The organism is Pseudomonas sp. HB05 (genome assembly GCF_016756915.1).
GTDB lineage: Bacteria > Pseudomonadota > Gammaproteobacteria > Pseudomonadales > Pseudomonadaceae > Aquipseudomonas > Aquipseudomonas alvandae.
The window spans coordinates 63,785-80,538 of the sequence record NZ_JAESPG010000023.1 but is presented as its reverse complement, the minus strand read 5'-3'; the positions used below and the strand labels follow the sequence as shown (position 1 = coordinate 80,538).

Annotated in this window: 17 protein-coding genes and 4 tRNA genes; 18 read left to right on the top strand and 3 right to left on the bottom strand. The window is 58.3% G+C overall.

All coding sequences use genetic code 11. The annotated features are described in order from the left end of the window. The first annotated feature begins 57 nt into the window (after window positions 1-57). The 12 genes from truA to JMN22_RS20065 all read left to right on the top strand — a co-directional run bounded on the left by truA (window position 58) and on the right by JMN22_RS20065 (window position 9,415). Complete coding sequence (truA, locus tag JMN22_RS20120; RefSeq protein WP_030142027.1) at window positions 58-882, top strand: tRNA pseudouridine(38-40) synthase TruA; 825 nt, start codon at window positions 58-60, stop codon at window positions 880-882. 63 nt (window positions 883-945) lie between these two features. Further along, window positions 946-1,578, top strand: coding sequence for a phosphoribosylanthranilate isomerase (locus tag JMN22_RS20115; RefSeq protein ID WP_030142026.1), 633 nt, complete (start codon window positions 946-948; stop codon window positions 1,576-1,578). Window positions 1,579-1,836: 258 nt separating this feature from the next. Next, entirely contained in the window at window positions 1,837-2,757 is a 921-nt protein-coding gene (gene accD / locus JMN22_RS20110) for an acetyl-CoA carboxylase, carboxyltransferase subunit beta (RefSeq protein WP_198795937.1), read from the top strand. Further along, the gene (gene folC, locus JMN22_RS20105) at window positions 2,754-4,061 is read left to right on the top strand and encodes a bifunctional tetrahydrofolate synthase/dihydrofolate synthase (protein ID WP_198795938.1); all 1,308 of its coding nucleotides are present in this window, start codon (window positions 2,754-2,756) and stop codon (window positions 4,059-4,061) included. Before accD ends, folC begins: the two co-directional genes overlap by 4 nt. Further along, on the top strand, window positions 4,045-4,698 hold the full coding sequence (locus tag JMN22_RS20100; RefSeq protein ID WP_198795939.1) for an SPOR domain-containing protein: 654 nt from the start codon (window positions 4,045-4,047) through the stop codon (window positions 4,696-4,698). The genes folC and JMN22_RS20100 overlap by 17 nt, the downstream gene beginning before the upstream one ends. Window positions 4,699-4,787: 89 nt before the next feature. Continuing rightward, window positions 4,788-5,348, top strand: a complete 561-nt coding sequence (locus JMN22_RS20095) for a CvpA family protein (RefSeq protein ID WP_030142022.1) — start codon at window positions 4,788-4,790, stop codon at window positions 5,346-5,348. Window positions 5,349-5,389: 41 nt separating this feature from the next. Beyond that, window positions 5,390-6,895: an amidophosphoribosyltransferase gene (gene purF, locus JMN22_RS20090; protein ID WP_030142021.1), complete on the top strand. Its 1,506-nt coding sequence runs from the start codon at window positions 5,390-5,392 to the stop codon at window positions 6,893-6,895. Window positions 6,896-6,955: 60 nt separating this feature from the next. After that, complete coding sequence (locus tag JMN22_RS20085) at window positions 6,956-8,167, top strand: O-succinylhomoserine sulfhydrylase (RefSeq protein ID WP_198795940.1); 1,212 nt, start codon at window positions 6,956-6,958, stop codon at window positions 8,165-8,167. Continuing rightward, window positions 8,164-8,937: an SDR family oxidoreductase gene (locus JMN22_RS20080; RefSeq protein WP_198795941.1), complete on the top strand. Its 774-nt coding sequence runs from the start codon at window positions 8,164-8,166 to the stop codon at window positions 8,935-8,937. The genes JMN22_RS20085 and JMN22_RS20080 overlap by 4 nt, the downstream gene beginning before the upstream one ends. Window positions 8,938-9,038: 101 nt before the next feature. Continuing rightward, a tRNA-Val gene (locus JMN22_RS20075) sits at window positions 9,039-9,114 on the top strand. A gap of 58 nt (window positions 9,115-9,172) precedes the next feature. Further along, window positions 9,173-9,249: transfer RNA gene (locus JMN22_RS20070), tRNA-Asp, on the top strand. Between the two features lie 89 nt (window positions 9,250-9,338). Next, a tRNA-Asp gene (locus tag JMN22_RS20065) sits at window positions 9,339-9,415 on the top strand. Window positions 9,416-9,614: 199 nt separating this feature from the next. Here the strand turns inward: JMN22_RS20065 and JMN22_RS20060 are convergent. Continuing rightward, window positions 9,615-10,898, bottom strand: a complete 1,284-nt coding sequence (locus tag JMN22_RS20060) for an NAD(P)/FAD-dependent oxidoreductase (protein WP_198795942.1) — start codon at window positions 10,896-10,898, stop codon at window positions 9,615-9,617. A gap of 183 nt (window positions 10,899-11,081) precedes the next feature. Between JMN22_RS20060 and JMN22_RS20055 the strand changes: the two genes are divergently transcribed. After that, window positions 11,082-11,158 (top strand) — tRNA-Val (locus JMN22_RS20055). 107 nt (window positions 11,159-11,265) lie between these two features. On the opposite strand, the gene JMN22_RS20050 is transcribed toward JMN22_RS20055, so the two are convergent. Further along, window positions 11,266-12,402, bottom strand: coding sequence for a tyrosine-type recombinase/integrase (locus JMN22_RS20050; protein ID WP_198795943.1), 1,137 nt, complete (start codon window positions 12,400-12,402; stop codon window positions 11,266-11,268). After that, the gene (locus tag JMN22_RS20045; protein ID WP_198795944.1) at window positions 12,402-12,635 is read right to left on the bottom strand and encodes a hypothetical protein; all 234 of its coding nucleotides are present in this window, start codon (window positions 12,633-12,635) and stop codon (window positions 12,402-12,404) included. Before JMN22_RS20045 ends, JMN22_RS20050 begins: the two co-directional genes overlap by 1 nt. Before the next feature lie 120 nt (window positions 12,636-12,755). On the opposite strand from JMN22_RS20045, the gene JMN22_RS20040 reads away from it, so the two are divergent. From JMN22_RS20040 to JMN22_RS20020, 5 genes are all read left to right on the top strand, one after another. Continuing rightward, entirely contained in the window at window positions 12,756-14,147 is a 1,392-nt protein-coding gene (locus tag JMN22_RS20040) for a Fic family protein (protein ID WP_198795945.1), read from the top strand. Window positions 14,148-14,450: 303 nt separating this feature from the next. Continuing rightward, window positions 14,451-15,341 (top strand): hypothetical protein, encoded by an 891-nt coding sequence (locus tag JMN22_RS20035; RefSeq protein WP_198795946.1) that lies wholly within the window; start codon window positions 14,451-14,453, stop codon window positions 15,339-15,341. A gap of 136 nt (window positions 15,342-15,477) precedes the next feature. Next, window positions 15,478-15,666, top strand: a complete 189-nt coding sequence (locus tag JMN22_RS20030) for a hypothetical protein (RefSeq protein WP_198795947.1) — start codon at window positions 15,478-15,480, stop codon at window positions 15,664-15,666. A 118-nt stretch (window positions 15,667-15,784) separates the two neighbouring features. Then, the gene (locus JMN22_RS20025; RefSeq protein WP_437127679.1) at window positions 15,785-16,132 is read left to right on the top strand and encodes a hypothetical protein; all 348 of its coding nucleotides are present in this window, start codon (window positions 15,785-15,787) and stop codon (window positions 16,130-16,132) included. A gap of 113 nt (window positions 16,133-16,245) precedes the next feature. Then, window positions 16,246-16,458 (top strand): hypothetical protein, encoded by a 213-nt coding sequence (locus JMN22_RS20020; protein WP_198795948.1) that lies wholly within the window; start codon window positions 16,246-16,248, stop codon window positions 16,456-16,458. Window positions 16,459-16,754 lie beyond the last annotated feature (296 nt).

Here is a 16,754-nt window from a genome sequence, read left to right as displayed (position 1 = left end):
TTGCGTACCTCAGCAGGCTGTAATTCCTTGGCAAACATAGACAACCCGGCCGCCGAAATGGCGGCCGACGGCTTTTTTCGAATCGCCTTGGGCGTTGAATACAAAGGCTCTCGCTATCGCGGCTGGCAGCGTCAGGCCTCCGGTGTCCTGACGGTGCAGGAAACCCTCGAGAATGCGCTGTCCAAAGTCGCCGATTCGCCCGTGTCGCTGCATTGCGCCGGACGCACCGATGCCGGTGTGCACGCTTGCGGCCAGGTGGTGCATTTCGACACCCAGGTCGAGCGCTCGATGAAGGCCTGGGTCATGGGCGCGAACATCAACCTGCCGCACGATGTCAGCGTCAGCTGGGCGAAGGTGATGCCGGCGCATTTCCATGCGCGCTTCAAGGCCATCGCCCGGCGCTATCGCTACGTCATCTACAACGATCAGATTCGCCCGGCGCACCTGAACGAGGAGATCACCTGGAATCACCGTCCGCTGGACGTCGAGCGCATGGCCGAGGCTGCGCAATACCTGGTGGGTGTGCATGACTTCAGTGCCTTCCGTGCCGGCCAATGCCAGGCCAAGTCGCCGATCAAGGAGTTGCATCACCTGCGCGTGACCCGTCACGGCAAGATGATCGTGCTCGACATCCGCGCCAGCGCGTTCCTGCACCACATGGTGCGCAACATTGCCGGCGTGCTAATGACCATCGGCGCCGGCGAGCGGCCGGTGGAATGGGTCAAGGAAGTGCTCGACAGTCGCATTCGCCGTTCCGGTGGCGTGACGGCGCACCCCTTCGGCCTGTACCTGGTGCAGGTCGAATACCGTGACGAGTTTGAGCTGCCGGAGCGTTACATCGGGCCACATTTCCTCACGGGCTTCTCGGAACTCGACGGCTGACGCCCTTCGTTGCATTTGTTACCATCCGGGACTTTCACGGATTTGCCTGAGGTTTTAGCCACCATGCCGGTCGTTCGCAGCAAGATTTGCGGAATCACCCGGGTCGAAGACGCGCTGGCGGCGATCGAGGCCGGTGCGGACGCCATCGGGCTGGTGTTCTACGCCAAGAGCCCGCGGGCGGTGACGGTGCAGCAGGCGAGGGCGATCATCCAGGCTCTGCCGCCGTTCGTGACCCCGGTGGGACTGTTCGTCAATGCCAGCCGTTGCGAACTGGGGGAAATCCTCGATGCGGTGCCGTTGGGTCTCTTGCAGTTCCACGGTGACGAGGCCCCGGCTGACTGTGAAGGCTGGCATCGGCCGTACATCAAGGCGTTGCGGGTCAAGGCGGGCGATGACATCGCGGCCAGTTGTGCAGCCTTCGCCAGTGCCAGCGGTATCTTGCTGGACACGTATGTGGAAGGGGTTCCGGGTGGGACTGGCGAAGCCTTCGACTGGTCGCTGGTACCGCAGGGCTTGAGCAAGCCGATCATCCTGGCCGGTGGCCTGACGGCGGACAACGTCGGTGAGGCCATTGTGCGGGTTCGCCCTTATGCGGTGGACGTCAGCGGCGGGGTGGAACAGGCCAGGGGCATCAAGGACCCGGCGAAGATCCGGGCGTTCATGGCGGCTGTGCGCAGCAGCCAATCGTCAATGTGACGGCTGGCAGACTGCCGCCGTCCATACCTGCACTGTACAAAGCAGGCAGGCGCCGCCTCCGGGTGGGCCGATAGCGTAGTGGCAATCGCGGTGCAGCGGTTGTCGGGAATGGCAGGGATGGTGGAGCTGGGCGCAGGTCATGTTTCGCGCTGACCGCGGTGGTTCCTCGATCCTCGCCGCACAATGAATTTAAGCTCAAGGGCATACGCGGGGCCGCGAACCAGAGCGTTCGGGCCGCCGGTACTGGAGAAAGAAAGCATGAGCAACTGGTTGGTAGACAAACTGATCCCTTCGATCATGCGTTCCGAGGTAAAGAAAAGCTCGGTGCCTGAAGGTCTGTGGCACAAATGTCCTTCCTGCGAAGCGGTGCTGTACCGCCCTGAGCTGGAAAAGACCCTGGACGTTTGCCCCAAGTGCAATCACCACATGCGCATCGGCGCGCGTGCCCGTATCGATATTTTCCTGGACGCCGAAGGTCGCGTGGAGCTGGGCGCTGACCTGGAGCCCGTGGACCGCCTGAAGTTCCGCGACGGCAAGAAGTACAAGGATCGCCTGACCGCGGCCCAGAAGCAGACCGGCGAGAAAGACGCCCTGGTGTCCATGAGCGGCACCCTGCTGGGCATGCCGGTGGTGGTTTCGGCCTTCGAATTTTCCTTCATGGGCGGTTCCATGGGCGCCATCGTCGGCGAGCGCTTCGTTCGCGCCGCCAACTACGCCCTGGAAAACCGTTGCCCGATGATCTGCTTCGCCGCCTCCGGTGGCGCGCGGATGCAGGAAGCCCTGATCTCGCTGATGCAAATGGCCAAGACCTCCGCGGTGCTGGCGCGTCTGCGCGAAGAAGGTATCCCGTTCATCTCGGTGCTGACCGACCCGGTCTACGGCGGTGTTTCCGCCAGCCTGGCGATGCTCGGCGACGTGATCGTCGGCGAGCCGAAAGCCCTGATCGGCTTCGCCGGCCCGCGCGTGATCGAGCAGACCGTGCGTGAGAAACTTCCGGAAGGCTTCCAGCGCAGCGAATTCCTGCTTGAACACGGCGCCATCGACATGATCATTCATCGTCAGGAACTGCGTCCGCGCCTGGGTAACCTGCTGGCGCAGTTGATGGGCCTGCCGACGCCGAAGTTCGTCGCCACGCCGATCGAACCGATGGTGGTTCCGCCGGTGCCTGCAGGCCTATGACCCAACGTACCCTGGGCGAATGGCTTGCCTACCTCGAGCAGTTGCATCCATCGGCCATCGACATGGGGTTGGAGCGCTCGCAAGCGGTAGCGTCCCGCATGGGACTGGCCAAGCCGGCGCCTCGGGTCATCACCGTCACCGGCACCAACGGCAAGGGTTCGACCTGCGCCTTCCTGGCCTCGCTGCTGCGGGCCCAGGGGTTGAATGTCGGTGTCTACAGTTCGCCGCACCTGCTGCGCTACAACGAGCGGGTGCAGGTCAACGGCATCGAAGCCTCCGACGCGCAGCTGTGCGAAGCCTTCGCGGCGGTGGAAGCCGGGCGAGGCGAGACTTCCCTGACCTATTTCGAAATGGGCACCCTGGCGGCGTTCTGGCTGTTCGCCCGTGCCGGCCTGGATGCCGTCGTGCTCGAAGTTGGCCTGGGTGGGCGTCTGGATACGGTCAATCTCGTGGACGCGGACATCGCCCTGGTCACCAGTATCGGCGTGGATCACGCCGATTACCTGGGCGACACCCGTGAATCCGTGGCTTTCGAGAAGGCCGGCATCTTTCGCCAGGGTGCGCCGGCACTCTGCGGCGATCTCGATCCGCCGCAACCGTTGCTGGATAAAGTTCGCGAGCTGAGTTGCCCGTTCTTTCTGCGTGGGCGGGACTTCGACCTGGCCATGACCGAGCAGCACTGGCAATGGCGTGGCAGCGATGCCAAGGGCAACCCGGTGGAGCTGCATGACCTGCCGCTGCTCGACTTGCCGATGGAGAACGCCGCGCTGGCACTCCAGGCCTACCTATTGCTGGGCTTGCCCTGGGAGTCCGGGCAGATTGTCCAGGCGTTGCAGGCGACTCGCGTCGTCGGTCGTCTTGATCGCCGCTCGTTCGATTGGCAAGGCAAGGGCCTGAACCTGTTGCTGGATGTCGGCCACAACCCCCACGCGGCGCTGTATCTGGCGGAACGCCTGGCGCGCCGTCCGGTGACAGGTAAGCGCCTGGCGGTGTTCGGGCTGCTATCGGACAAGGACCTGGATGGCGTTGTCGACGCGTTGGATGCTAGTGTCCAGCACTGGGCCGTGGCGCCGCTGGAATCACCGCGTTCGCGTCCGGCCAGAGAGTTGCAGGCAGCCTTGCAGCGTCGTGGCGCTTCGGTGGATGCTTATGGCAGCGTCGCCGCCGCCCTGGAAGGGCAGTGTGCCCTGGCGACACCCGATGACGAGATCCTGTTGTTCGGCTCATTTTTTTGCGTTGCCGAGGCCCTGCAATGGCTGGCCCGGCGCTCCACGGAGGAAGCTGCAGATGGCATTGCTGGATAAAGCGTACAAGCAGCGCATGGTCGGGGCCCTGGTATTGGTCGCCCTGGCGGTGATCTTCCTGCCGATGCTGTTTTCCCGTCAGGACGAGCAGCGCCAGGTCACGGTTGATGCGCCGGCCGCCCCGCAGGCGCCTTCGGTGCCGCCTGTGCAGGTTGAGCAGGTCGCGGTTCCCGAGCCCCAGGCGCTGCCCCAGGAGCCAGTGCCGAGCGATGAAGAGCTGGCCCAGGAACCTGCCGCACCAACAGCGCCTGTCGCGCCCGCTCCGACTGTGCCGAGCAAGCCGGCCGTCGCGCCAACGCCTGTTCCGGCAGCACCCGCTATCAAGCCAGCCCCGACCCAGCCGATCACCGCAGCCCCCAAGCCGGACACCACGCAAAGCCGTGTCGATGCCAATGGCCTGTCGGTCAGTTGGTCGGTACAACTGGCCAGCCTGACCAGTCGTGACAGCGCCGAAAAACTGCAGAAAAACCTGCGCAGCCAGGGCTACAACGCCTACATCCGTTCTGCCGATGGCAAGAATCGGGTCTTTGTCGGTCCGTTGATCGAGCGTGCCGAGGCCGACCGCCTGCGCGACCTGCTCAATCGCCAGCAGAACCTCAAGGGCTTTGTGGTGCGCTTCCAGCCAGAGCGCGGTTGACCGCCATTTGGCTGATTTGAATCACGCAGCTTACCGACAGCCCTGCGCTCTGCTAAAATGCGCCGCCTTATCCGTCTGTAGGCTGCACCGTGCCATTTACCTGGGTTGACTGGGCGATCGTTGCAATCGTCGCCATCTCCGCTTTGATCAGTCTGAGTCGGGGCTTCGTCAAGGAAGCGCTCTCGCTGCTGACCTGGATCATTGCGGGAGTCGTAGCCTGGATGTTTGGTGGCTCGTTGTCCCAGTACCTCGCCGGATACATCGAAACACCGTCGGCCCGCGTGATCGCGGGCTGTGCCATCTTGTTTATCGCCACCTTGCTGGTGGGCGCAATGATCAATTATCTGATCGGCGAACTGATTCGCGTCACCGGGCTTTCCGGGACGGACCGGTTCCTGGGCATGGCCTTCGGCGCGGCGCGTGGCGCGTTGCTGGTGGTCGTCGCCGTCGGGCTGTTGAGCCTGGGGCCGGTACAGCAGGATACGTGGTGGCAGGAGTCCCGGCTCGTGCCACAATTTCTATTGGTCGCAGACTGGTCCAAGAACCTGATCCTGGGTTGGAGCAGTCAGTGGCTTGCCAGCGGTATCAGCGTACCCGCTGAAATACCGTTCAAGGAACACCTCTTGCCGACGGCCAAAACGCCGCAGTGAGTGTTGTTCAGTTCAGATCCATTAAGTAGGGGTTGCGTCGCATGTGTGGCATCGTCGGTATCGTCGGTAAGTCGAACGTCAATCAGGCGCTGTATGACGCGCTAACCGTGCTCCAGCACCGCGGCCAGGACGCTGCCGGTATCGTGACCAGCCATGACGGCCGGTTATTCCTGCGCAAGGACAACGGCCTGGTGCGTGACGTGTTCCATCAGCGTCACATGCAGCGCCTGGTCGGCCACATGGGCATCGGCCATGTGCGCTATCCGACAGCGGGCAGCTCGACTTCGGCCGAAGCCCAGCCGTTCTACGTCAACTCGCCGTACGGCATCACCTTGGCGCACAACGGCAACCTGACCAATGTCGAGCAGTTGGCCAAGGAGATCTACGAATCTGACTTGCGCCACGTCAATACCAGTTCCGACTCGGAAGTGATGCTCAACGTCTTCGCCCACGAGCTGGCCCAGCGCGGCAAGCTGCAGCCGACCGAAGAAGACGTGTTCGCCGCCGTGACCGACGTGCACAACCGTTGCGTGGGTGGTTATTCGGTGGTGGCGATGATCACCGGCTACGGCATCGTCGGCTTCCGCGATCCGCACGGTATTCGTCCGATCGTGTTCGGCCAACGTCACACCGACGAAGGCGTCGAGTACATGATCGCCTCCGAGAGCGTGTCCCTGGACGTGCTCGGTTTCACCCTGATTCGCGACCTGGCTCCGGGCGAAGCGGTCTACATCACTGAAGACGGCAAGCTGTACACCCGCCAGTGCGCGACCAACCCGAGCCTGACCCCGTGCATCTTCGAGCACGTCTACCTGGCGCGCCCGGACTCGATCATCGACGGTATCTCGGTCTACAAGGCGCGCCTGCGCATGGGCGAGAAGCTGGCCGACAAGATCCTGCGCGAGCGCCCGGACCATGATATCGACGTGGTCATCCCGATCCCGGACACCAGCCGCACCGCGGCCCTGGAACTGGCGAACCACCTGGGCGTGAAGTTCCGCGAAGGCTTCGTGAAGAACCGCTACATCGGCCGTACCTTCATCATGCCGGGCCAGGCCGCACGGAAGAAATCCGTACGCCAGAAACTCAATGCCATCGAGCTGGAATTCCGCGGCAAGAACGTGATGCTGGTGGACGACTCCATCGTGCGCGGCACCACTTGCAAGCAGATCATCCAGATGGCCCGCGAAGCTGGCGCCAAGAACGTCTACTTCTGCTCGGCGGCCCCGGCCGTGCGCTACCCGAACGTCTACGGCATCGACATGCCGAGTGCCCATGAGCTGATCGCTCATAACCGCACGACCCAGGAAGTGGCCGACCTGATCGGCGCCGACTGGCTGATCTACCAGGACTTGCCTGACCTCATCGAAGCGGTGGGTGGCGGCAAGATCAAGATCGAGCAGTTCGATTGCGCGGTATTCGACGGCAAGTACGTCACCGGCGACATCGACGAGGCCTACCTGAACCGGATCGAGAACGCGCGTAACGACGCGTCCAAGGCCAAGACTCAGGCGGTCAGCGCGATCATCGATCTGTACAACAACTAAGTGACACCCAACCGGCCCTGAGGGGCCGGTTTGCGTTCAACCGAATAAAGGAGTGGCAGCATGAGTCAGGATTGGGATGCCGGTCGGCTGGACAGCGACCTTGACGGCGTAGCGTTCGATACCCTGGCGGTTCGCGCGGGCCAGCACCGTACACCGGAAGCCGAACATGGCGATCCGATGTTCTTTACCTCCAGCTACGTATTCCGCACCGCTGCCGATGCGGCTGCGCGCTTTGCTGGTGAAGTGCCGGGTAACGTCTATTCGCGTTATACCAACCCCACCGTGCGGGCTTTCGAGGAACGTATCGCCGCCCTGGAAGGCGCCGAGCAAGCGGTTGCCACCGCCACTGGCATGGCCGCGGTCATGGCCGTGGTGATGAGCCTGTGCAGCGCCGGCGACCATGTGCTGGTGTCGCGCAGCGTCTTCGGTTCGACCATCAGCCTGTTCGAAAAATACTTCAAGCGTTTCGGCGTGGAAGTCGATTACGTACCCTTGGCGGACCTATCCGCTTGGGACGCTGCCATCAAGGCCAATACCAAGCTGCTCTTCGTCGAATCGCCTTCCAATCCCCTGGCTGAGCTGGTGGACATCGCCGCACTGGCGGAAATCGCCCATGCCAAGGGCTCCATGCTGGTGGTCGACAACTGCTTCTGCACGCCAGCGCTGCAACAACCGCTGAAGCTGGGCGCGGACGTGGTGGTGCATTCGGCGACCAAGTTCATCGACGGCCAGGGCCGTTGCATGGGCGGTGTCGTCGCCGGTCGTGGCGAGCAGATGAAAGAGGTCGTGGGCTTCCTGCGCACCGCCGGGCCGACCCTCAGCCCGTTCAACGCCTGGGTCTTCCTTAAAGGCCTGGAAACCCTGGGCCTGCGGATGAAGGCCCATTGCGCCAATGCCCAGGCCCTGGCCGAGTGGCTGGAGCAGCAGGACGGCATCGAGAAAGTGCATTACGCCGGCCTCAAGAGCCATCCACAACACGAACTGGCCTTGCGTCAGCAGCGCGGTTTCGGTGCAGTGGTGAGCTTCGAGGTCAAAGGGGGCAAGGAGGGCGCCTGGCGCTTCATCGACGCGACCCGATTGATTTCCATCACCGCCAACCTGGGTGACAGCAAGACCACCATTACCCATCCGAGCACCACGTCCCACGGTCGCCTGTCCCCCCAGGAGCGTGAATCGGCGGGTATTCGTGACAGCCTGATCCGCGTGGCGGTCGGCCTCGAAGATGTGGCGGATTTGCAAGCCGACCTGGCTCGCGGGTTGGCGGCCTTGTGATTGAGCTGGCAACGCCGCCGAGCGGTACTCATGGCCGGGTTGCACTGGTTACGGGCGCCGCGCGGGGCATCGGCCTCGGTATTGCTGCCTGGTTGATCTGTGAGGGCTGGCAGGTCGTATTGACCGATCTGGATCGCGAGCGCGGTTCCAAAGTGGCGAAGGCGTTGGGCGACAACGCCTGGTTCATTGCCATGGACGTGGCGGACGAGGCTCAGGTTGCCACTGCTGTTGCTGAGGTGCTTGGGCAGTTCGGACGCCTCGACGCGCTGGTGTGCAACGCGGCCATCGCCGACCCGCACAACATCACCTTGGAAAGCCTCGATCTTGCCTATTGGAACCGGGTCCTGGCGGTGAACCTGGGTGGGCCGATGTTGCTGGCCAAGCACTGCGCGCCGTACCTGCGGGCCCACAACGGTGCCATCGTCAACCTGGCCTCGACCCGCGCAGCGCAATCGGAGCCGGACACCGAGGCCTATGCGGCGAGCAAGGGCGGCCTGCTGGCGCTCACCCACGCCTTGGCGATCAGCCTCGGGCCGGAGATTCGGGTCAATGCCGTGAGCCCTGGCTGGATCGACGCGCGAGACCCTTCACAACGTCGTGCGCAGCCGCTCACCGACGCCGATCACGCTCAGCACCCGGCGGGCAGGGTAGGCACGGTGGAGGACGTGGCGGCGATGGTGGCGTGGCTGCTGTCGCGCAATGCCGGTTTTGTCACGGGGCAGGAGTTCGTGGTGGACGGCGGCATGACCAAGAAAATGATTTATGAGTGAGCGCGGTAGAGGGTGTCGTTGAACTGTTTTGAAAAAACTTCAACGCTGCTATTGACTTAGCATCGGTACCTGCGTAAATTTCGCGGCCTCAACGCAGCAAAGGGTGATTAGCTCAGCCGGGAGAGCGTCTGCCTTACAAGCAGAATGTCGGCGGTTCGATCCCGTCATCACCCACCATGTTTCTTGAGAGTCTTGCGAAAGCAAGATGGAAGCTGTCAAAAGCCTCCACCGACGCGCAGCGGTAGTTCAGTCGGTTAGAATACCGGCCTGTCACGCCGGGGGTCGCGGGTTCGAGTCCCGTCCGCTGCGCCATATTTTCCGAAGCAGGTTCGCCTGGTTCGAGATCCAAGCCTACGGGTTTTGATCAGACGAGTTAGATGGACGAAAGTCCACAGCGATACGCAGCGGTAGTTCAGTCGGTTAGAATACCGGCCTGTCACGCCGGGGGTCGCGGGTTCGAGTCCCGTCCGCTGCGCCATATCTGCTTCGAGGCCCACTGAACGCCTTGAAGCTAAGAAGAAAGCTGAAGAGCTTCTTCCAATCGATAGCAAAGACCCTGGTCGAAAGACCGGGGTTTTTTGTTTCCGGGATTTGAAGATTGGAACAGCCCCCTGTGGCGAGGGAGCTTGCTCCCGCTGGGCTGCAAAGCAGCCCCTCGGTGAAATGGCGAACTCGCCTCAGAACCCCAACCGATCCCGCAACCCGTAATACCAAGCCCCCATCGCCGCAAACGGCGTGCGCAACAACTGACCGCCAGGGAAAGGGTAGTGGGGCAGGTCCGCAAACGCATCAAAACGCTCTGCCTGCCCACGCAGCGCCTCGGCCAGCACCTTGCCCGCCAAATGCGTATACGTCACGCCATGGCCGCTGCAGCCCTGCGAATAATAAATGTTATCCCCCAGCCGCCCGACCTGCGGAAGACGCGACAGCGTCAGCAGGAAATTTCCGGTCCAGGCGTAGTCGATCTTCACATCCTTGAGTTGCGGAAACGCCTTGAGCATCTTCGGTCGAATGATCGCCTCGATGTTCGCTGGGTCCCTCGCGCCATACACCACGCCGCCACCGAAAATCAGACGCTTGTCGCCTGTCAGTCGGTAGTAATCAAGCAGGTAGTTGCAGTCTTCGACACAATAATCCTGTGGCAACAGGCGATGAGCCAGTTCATCACCCAGTGGCTCGGTGGCGATCACCTGCGTACCGCAGGGCATCGACTTGGCTGCCAGCTCCGGCACCAGATTGCCCAGGTAAGCATTGCCCGCCACGATAATGAACTTGGCCCTGACCTTGCCCTGCGGCGTATGCACAACCGGACTGGCACCGCGCTCGATGCGCACCGCTGGCGATTGCTCATAAATCACCCCGCCCAACGATTCCACCGCCGCTGCTTCGCCCAGCGCCAGGTTAAGCGGATGAATATGCCCGCCGCTCATATCCAGCATGCCACCGACATACTCCTCGCAAGCCACCACCTCGCGAATACGCCGCTGATCCAGCAGCTCCAGTTGCGTATGACCGAAACGCTCCCATAAACGCTTCTGCGACTCCAGGTGACCCATCTGTTTAGCAGTGAGGGCGGCGAACACACCGCCGTCCTTCAGATCGCACTGAATCTGATACTTCGCCACCCGCTCGCGAATGATCCGCCCACCCTCGAACGCCATGTTGCCGAGCAACTGCGCCTGCTGCGGACCAACGCTGCGCTCGATCACATCGATGTCGCGGCTATAACTGTTGACGATCTGACCGCCGTTGCGACCCGAAGCACCAAACCCAACCTTGGCTGCCTCAACGATCGTGACCTTGAAACCGTGCTCCAGCAAAAACAGCGCGGAAGACAACCCCGTATAGCCCGCACCGATCACGCACACATCGGTTTCGACATCATCCTGTAAGGCAGGGCGCGACGGCGCCGGATTGGCCGATGCGGCGTAATACGACGCTGGGTAGGATGTGTTCGCCATTCTGGAACCTCTGTTTTATATTTTTTACGAATGCGGCGATCCTACCCGAGATAAAAATCCGCCGCCAGCCACCCGCAGATCTTCGTTGTATCGGTGAAATTAAATATTTTGCATATTCATAGGGTTAGGTGAAAAAAAGGTGTTGACACCCCTCCGGAATTCCGTAGAATGCCGCCTCACAGCAGGCACGTAGCTCAGTTGGTTAGAGCACCACCTTGACATGGTGGGGGTCGTTGGTTCGAGTCCAATCGCGCCTACCAAACAAAATCCGCTCTGCTGGGCGGTCTAGAAGGGCTCACCGAAAGGTGGGCCCTTTTTTGTTGGGCGCATTTTCAAAACTTTTTCAAAACTTTTGCAAAACCCCACCTCACAACGCCAATTCGGCACCCACCTCGACGTATTCAATCGTCTGCTCGCCGTGTCCCTTCTGGTAGTGCTTCGTCATCTTTTCGTCCGCATGACCAAGCAGCGCCTGGATGTATTCCTGGGGAAAGTTCTGCTGCTCATAGAGCCACGCGCCTAAAGCGCGAATCTCGTGAAAAGTGGGGCGCTCTCCTGCTGGCATATAGTCATAGGCGTGCGCCTCGTCCCTGGCCTTGCTGAATTCCTTGGTCAGGTAATCCGGCGTCACAGAGGTCCAGTGATCCTTCGCATTGATCTGCTCTCTGCGCCTCGCCTTGGGCTTGTAATGGATCAGGTAGGGGGAAGCTACGGGTGAGCGTAGGCACTCTCCTACAACCTCGCGTAGGGCGGCCCCCATCTTGATTTTGAGGTGAACCGGATTGCTGTAACCCTGAGTTTTTCCGGGCGAAACGGTCAGCGTGTTTTCATCCATGTTGGCGGCTGATTTCTGCCAGGTCACGATGTCCTCGCGCCGCTGGAGGCTAGTCAGCGCTAGGCGGATGGCGCGCTTTAACCATGGAGGTGTAGTTGCGGCGTTGATTATGGTTTTCAGCCCTTCGAGGGTGTGACGTTGTCGCTTCTTCTCCGCCTCCGTTTTCACCAGGGTTAGCTCGGCCACATTTCGCTCTGCAAGGCCTTTCGCCACGGCAAAAGCGAATATCTGTACCCAGAGTCCGCGGTGCTTCGTGTAGGCGTTGTTGCTGAACTGGTCCAGGTATTCAGCCATAGCAAGCACGTCCAATTGCCCAATCAGGCGTTCGCCAAGGTCCCGCTGGTACCGCTGAAGCTTGAACTTAATCTCCTCCAGCGTGCGAGCTGCGTAGCCTTTGTCCTTAAGCCATTCGCCCTGGAAACGCTGCAATAGGATGTTGATCGTCGGCAGGCGCTCGCCAGTCAACACGGTGAGTAGCGCGCCGTCGTCTACAACCAGCGCCGACAGCTTGAGATTCGCCGCACGCGCTAGTTTTATTGCTTCCTCCATAGGTCGGTTGATGCTTGTTACTAGGCCGGTGACGGGATTGCGGTACCGCCAATATTTCCCGTTCGGGTAGAGGTTCGGCGGCAACTTTCTGTTTTTCAATATGCGTGGCCGAGCCGCCATCAACCAATCTCCATCATCTGTGCCAGCAGCGGGTCGTTTGCTCCCATGACTGCTGCCTGCAGGTCAACAAAGTACATCCCTCCCTTGATCTCCCCGACCACTTCTCCTTCCTCGATCCATCTTTTGAGCTGCTGCACGCTGGGTTTGCCGCCTGCGTACCGTAGTTTTCTGTACTCGCTCACCTCCATGAGACGAGGCAGCTTTACCGTCATTTGCGAAATGATTTTTACCATGATGGTTCTCCTTGCTGCCTACCGCAGCGAATCAGAAAGCGAGAGGGAGATGAGGGTGGTTGACATCCCGGGTGCCCAGGCGTAACTATCAACTCAATTTTCAAAAATTGAGTTGAGATTATGTCTGGAATCCAGAAGCCCACAGATTTCGGGGTGTTGCTCAAGAAGCATGGTGTTGACGTCTTCGAGTTGATGAGTACCTATAAGGCCGTTGACGATAAAGGGCGGTATTTGCACTGGCATGAATTCAAAAGGAGGGTGCCGGCAGGTATCAATAAGGAAGCCGCTTGGGCTGCTGTCAAAATCGCCAGAGCATCGGGCAACAAAGCGCTTGACCTTAACAGCGAGTGTGGCCAGCCATTCCAGCTTCACATTACTGATTTTTGCCACACGGTCATTCACGATATTGAACAACTTAATGCAAGGTTGGGTGGGCAAGCGGCTCCCTCATCTGGACATGGAGAGAATAACAAGTATCTAGTTGACTCTCTTATGATGGAGGAAGCGATTTCAAGCGCCCAATTAGAGGGGGCAGCTACAACGCGGAAGGTAGCTAAGGAGATGCTGGTGAAGGAGCTCCCTCCGCAAAACGATGATGAGAGGATGATATTAAATAATTATTTGCTTATGAAGCACGCTAAGTTTAATAAAGACGAGGCGTTGTCGTTAGAACTGATCTGTGAATTTCATAAAATAGCGACTGTGGGCGTAAAAGATGATGAGGTAAATCCCGGTCAAGTTAGGGATGATGATGATATTTTCGTCGGCGGGAGAGACGGCGAGGTGGCTCATCAACCACCGAAGGCTGAGTTGTTGTTAGACAGAATTGAAGCTTTGTGCAATTTTGCGAATGAGCTTCATGACGGAAAGGATGGAAGATATTTCATCCATCCCGTTGTAAAAGCAATTATCCTTCACTTTATGATAGGGTATGAGCACCCATTTAGAGACGGAAACGGCCGGACCGCTCGGTGTTTGTTTTATTGGTATATGTTAAAAAGTGGTTATTGGCCTTTTGAATATATATCAATAAGTGCGCTGCTAAAAGAGGCTCCGATTCAATATGGTCAGTCATATCTTTTTACTGAGACTGATTCGTTTGACTTGACTTATTTTGTAATATATCAGCTTCGAATAATTGAGCGTGCGATTAATGAGTTTATTGAGTATTTTGAAGCCAAGAAAAGAGAGTTTTATGAGTTGATGCATTGGCTTGATGAGCGGGGTATCAGCAAACGGTTGAATTACAGGCAAGGTCATCTGCTCAAAAAGGTTGTCAGAAATCCTGGCAGAGTTTTCACAGCTAAGGAATTGACGCATGATTATGATGTTTCGGAGAATACTGCACGTAAAGATTTAGAGAAGTTGGCTGAAATGAAGGCTCTAGCGAAAATCCAAGAGGGGAAAGGTTATCTGTATGTGTCCAGAAGCGACGCGGCAGAAAATCTGAAAAAAGTTAAAGTTGATTTGAAAGATTTGCTAAAAGTTACAACTTTGGGACGGCTGGAGTGAGGTGTTTGTTCGAGTGGAGATATAAAGGCTGCCGACAAAGGGCGCCGACGACTGTAATTTGAGCCTATTGCCGCTATCGAGGCTGTCAGCGTTGACGAATGAGCTGACAACGCTGTGACGTTGTATGTGAAAGCGTCGGGCTCAAACCGCGCAGCCAATCGTGAGCTTTTAGATAGTAATCTGTGGTCTTACCACGCCATGCTCGGCTGAATTTTGGCGCTGAGTAATGATGTAGAGCTAACGATTGGAAAATTCACCGCTGCGCGTTATCCTCCCCTGCCTATCGTGTATAAGGAAAAAGGGATGCCAGTCGAAAAACGCTGCCCGGTTAAGCTCTGGCTTAACACCGTCTTTAATCCATGGCCTTCTGCTCACAACGTACTTATTATTTTGGCGGTTGTGTTCCTGCTTTCCTTGGTAAAACTATCTGCCAGTGAATGGGCAAGTTGGGTTCAAGCGGCAGGTTCGATTGCAGCAATAGTCGCAGCGGCATTTATTCCAATATGGCATGGTCGAGTTTCATCGCGGGCTAGGGAGAAACAGCTTGCCGGCACGATGAGAGTGCTTGCTCTAGCTGCCCAAGAGAAGTTATGGGTTTTGAGTAACTCTTTCTTGAAAGTTGATCAAGAGCTTAAAGAAATGCAGCAGTATTTGAACTCCCAGCGCCAAAAAGAGTGGGGAGGGCTGCTCAGTTCGGTGGCTCAAATTCCAATAGCTGAACTGCCGGCTACACGAGTTATGGATCTCGGCATCCTCCGCGATGCCGTGTTGTTCGGCGAGCATGTAACGAGCATCTTGCCCCGGTGGATTGAAGAGGGAACCTCGCACCCCGATGTGGTTATAGCTCTTAGGGCGAAAAGAGATCTTCTCGACATTGTTATAAGTAGGATGCCGAACCCCATCGGCCTCGCTCTATCCGTGCCCGACTGGGTACGGGCCAGCCAACGCTTTGAAGAAAGACGCCCTGATCCCAACCCCTTGTACGTAGAGGGAGTTAGGGTTTGTCGGAGATTTAGTTGGGCAAGTGACGCGTCGGCAGTTCCGAATGGCTTCCAACTCCATTATTTTTTTCCAGATGGCAGGTACGAAAGGTCGGAGCTGACTAGCTATCCGTGGAAAACGGTGGATGATCTTAATCAAGCCATAAGTTCTGAGGTTAACGATGTGATCGCTAAATATAATGGCGATTTTTAGAAACTAGAGCCTAACTTTCTAAATGGCCGATGTTTTGAGTCGCCACTGGTTCCCAGTCGCGCGAAGTGTTAGGTGGATCGGCATATTCGATAGCTGACGTCTAAACTTATTTGAAGCCAGGTTGCCAGAGGCCCCTATGAGACTGCAAAACGACGTAGATGCGCTCGCGGCAATCGAGGAGGATGCAAGGGCGATGCTGAAATGGATGGGATTGCCTGACGATGCTCAGAAACTGGCGGTAGTCGTCTTCCTCCGCGAGATCATTGATCTGGCGGGCTGCACCGAGTCGGCGGGGTTGGTTTCTGAGGTGCTGGACATCAGCTAATACACGCACAGCTTGCCGGCGCTCGGTTGTGCTATTTGGGTTCGTGGGCTTCGGATACCTCGAAGTCACGGTTTAGTTCAATGAGTTTACTTTTGTCCCTGAAAAGGGAGTAAAAGAAATGAAACCCTCTCAGGCCACGATGCTCATGTATACAAAGCAAAGAAGGAGGGTCTTCTGGGAGTGGGCTGATTGTGCACTTCATACTCGATGCCATGATGGCCTGCTACCAGGCGGCGGCCAGATCGATGTCCAGGTGCGCACCTCCCGCAACGGCGCAATTCAACTATTCATCGGGGCGTATGACGAAAAGGGCGCAATGCTTTTTGAGGAGTATTACAAAGAGCGATCATCGGAATCTATGACGGCAGCTCTGGCCTTTGGCGTAGCCCGTGCAATGCTTCTCACGGCCACGCGACTAGCTCCTCTCCCTTCTACCGCAAGACTCGGCGTATACCGCAAGCTTTGAGGTTTCTAACTGACCGGCGGCCAGGCGGTGTGAACTATCTGAGACGCCATCACTCAACCGCCCGAGGAACGGCTGTTTCTCAATGGCGGTGAGTTCCGCTCAGGAGAAATACAATGTCTGGTATTGACGACTTTAGATTTAAGTCGCACCAGCTTCTAGTGGAGCTTGACGCAGCCACTATGGGAATGATGCAGCTAGTATCATCAAGGTGTGTTTCAGGTCCCGAGTGGGATGCCGCACACAAGAAGCAGCACGAGGCTTACGAAAGCTGGGATGCTTTTATGAACGCTCCGCTGATCGCCGATACGAACGACCTACCCACGTGATATCTGAGCGTCGGTGCATCGATGAGAGAATTCCTCCAGGGGTAACTTGGATGAATTGTTCTATCGATCGTTACACGCGTCACCTCAACCGTAAACTTCTCGATATCCAACGCAGCGGGCTTTTGCGCTGCTGGCGTAGATGTAAGGGCCGTCATCTATCTGAGCTCACACTGCCCGGCGGCCGATATGAGACTTCAAAGCGACGTAGACGCGCTCGCGGCAATAGAGGAAGACGCGAGGGCGCTGCTGGAATGGGTGGGGTTACCTGATAGCGCTCGGAAATTGGCCGAGGTCGT

Excerpts from the sequence above, each read along its gene's own strand:
- truA (WP_030142027.1), top strand. The coding sequence starts at position 58 with ATGGCGGCCGACGGCTTTTTTCGAATCGCCTTGGGCGTTGAATACAAA.
- JMN22_RS20115 (WP_030142026.1), top strand. The coding sequence starts at position 946 with ATGCCGGTCGTTCGCAGCAAGATTTGCGGAATCACCCGGGTCGAAGAC.
- accD (WP_198795937.1), top strand. The coding sequence starts at position 1,837 with ATGAGCAACTGGTTGGTAGACAAACTGATCCCTTCGATCATGCGTTCC.
- folC (WP_198795938.1), top strand. The coding sequence starts at position 2,754 with ATGACCCAACGTACCCTGGGCGAATGGCTTGCCTACCTCGAGCAGTTG.
- JMN22_RS20100 (WP_198795939.1), top strand. The coding sequence starts at position 4,045 with ATGGCATTGCTGGATAAAGCGTACAAGCAGCGCATGGTCGGGGCCCTG.
- purF (WP_030142021.1), top strand. The coding sequence starts at position 5,390 with ATGTGTGGCATCGTCGGTATCGTCGGTAAGTCGAACGTCAATCAGGCG.
- JMN22_RS20085 (WP_198795940.1), top strand. The coding sequence starts at position 6,956 with ATGAGTCAGGATTGGGATGCCGGTCGGCTGGACAGCGACCTTGACGGC.
- JMN22_RS20060 (WP_198795942.1), bottom strand. The coding sequence starts at position 10,898 with ATGGCGAACACATCCTACCCAGCGTCGTATTACGCCGCATCGGCCAAT.
- JMN22_RS20050 (WP_198795943.1), bottom strand. The coding sequence starts at position 12,402 with ATGGCGGCTCGGCCACGCATATTGAAAAACAGAAAGTTGCCGCCGAAC.
- JMN22_RS20045 (WP_198795944.1), bottom strand. The coding sequence starts at position 12,635 with ATGGTAAAAATCATTTCGCAAATGACGGTAAAGCTGCCTCGTCTCATG.
- JMN22_RS20040 (WP_198795945.1), top strand. The coding sequence starts at position 12,756 with ATGTCTGGAATCCAGAAGCCCACAGATTTCGGGGTGTTGCTCAAGAAG.
- JMN22_RS20035 (WP_198795946.1), top strand. The coding sequence starts at position 14,451 with ATGCCAGTCGAAAAACGCTGCCCGGTTAAGCTCTGGCTTAACACCGTC.
- JMN22_RS20030 (WP_198795947.1), top strand. The coding sequence starts at position 15,478 with ATGAGACTGCAAAACGACGTAGATGCGCTCGCGGCAATCGAGGAGGAT.
- JMN22_RS20025 (WP_437127679.1), top strand. The coding sequence starts at position 15,785 with ATGAAACCCTCTCAGGCCACGATGCTCATGTATACAAAGCAAAGAAGG.
- JMN22_RS20020 (WP_198795948.1), top strand. The coding sequence starts at position 16,246 with ATGTCTGGTATTGACGACTTTAGATTTAAGTCGCACCAGCTTCTAGTG.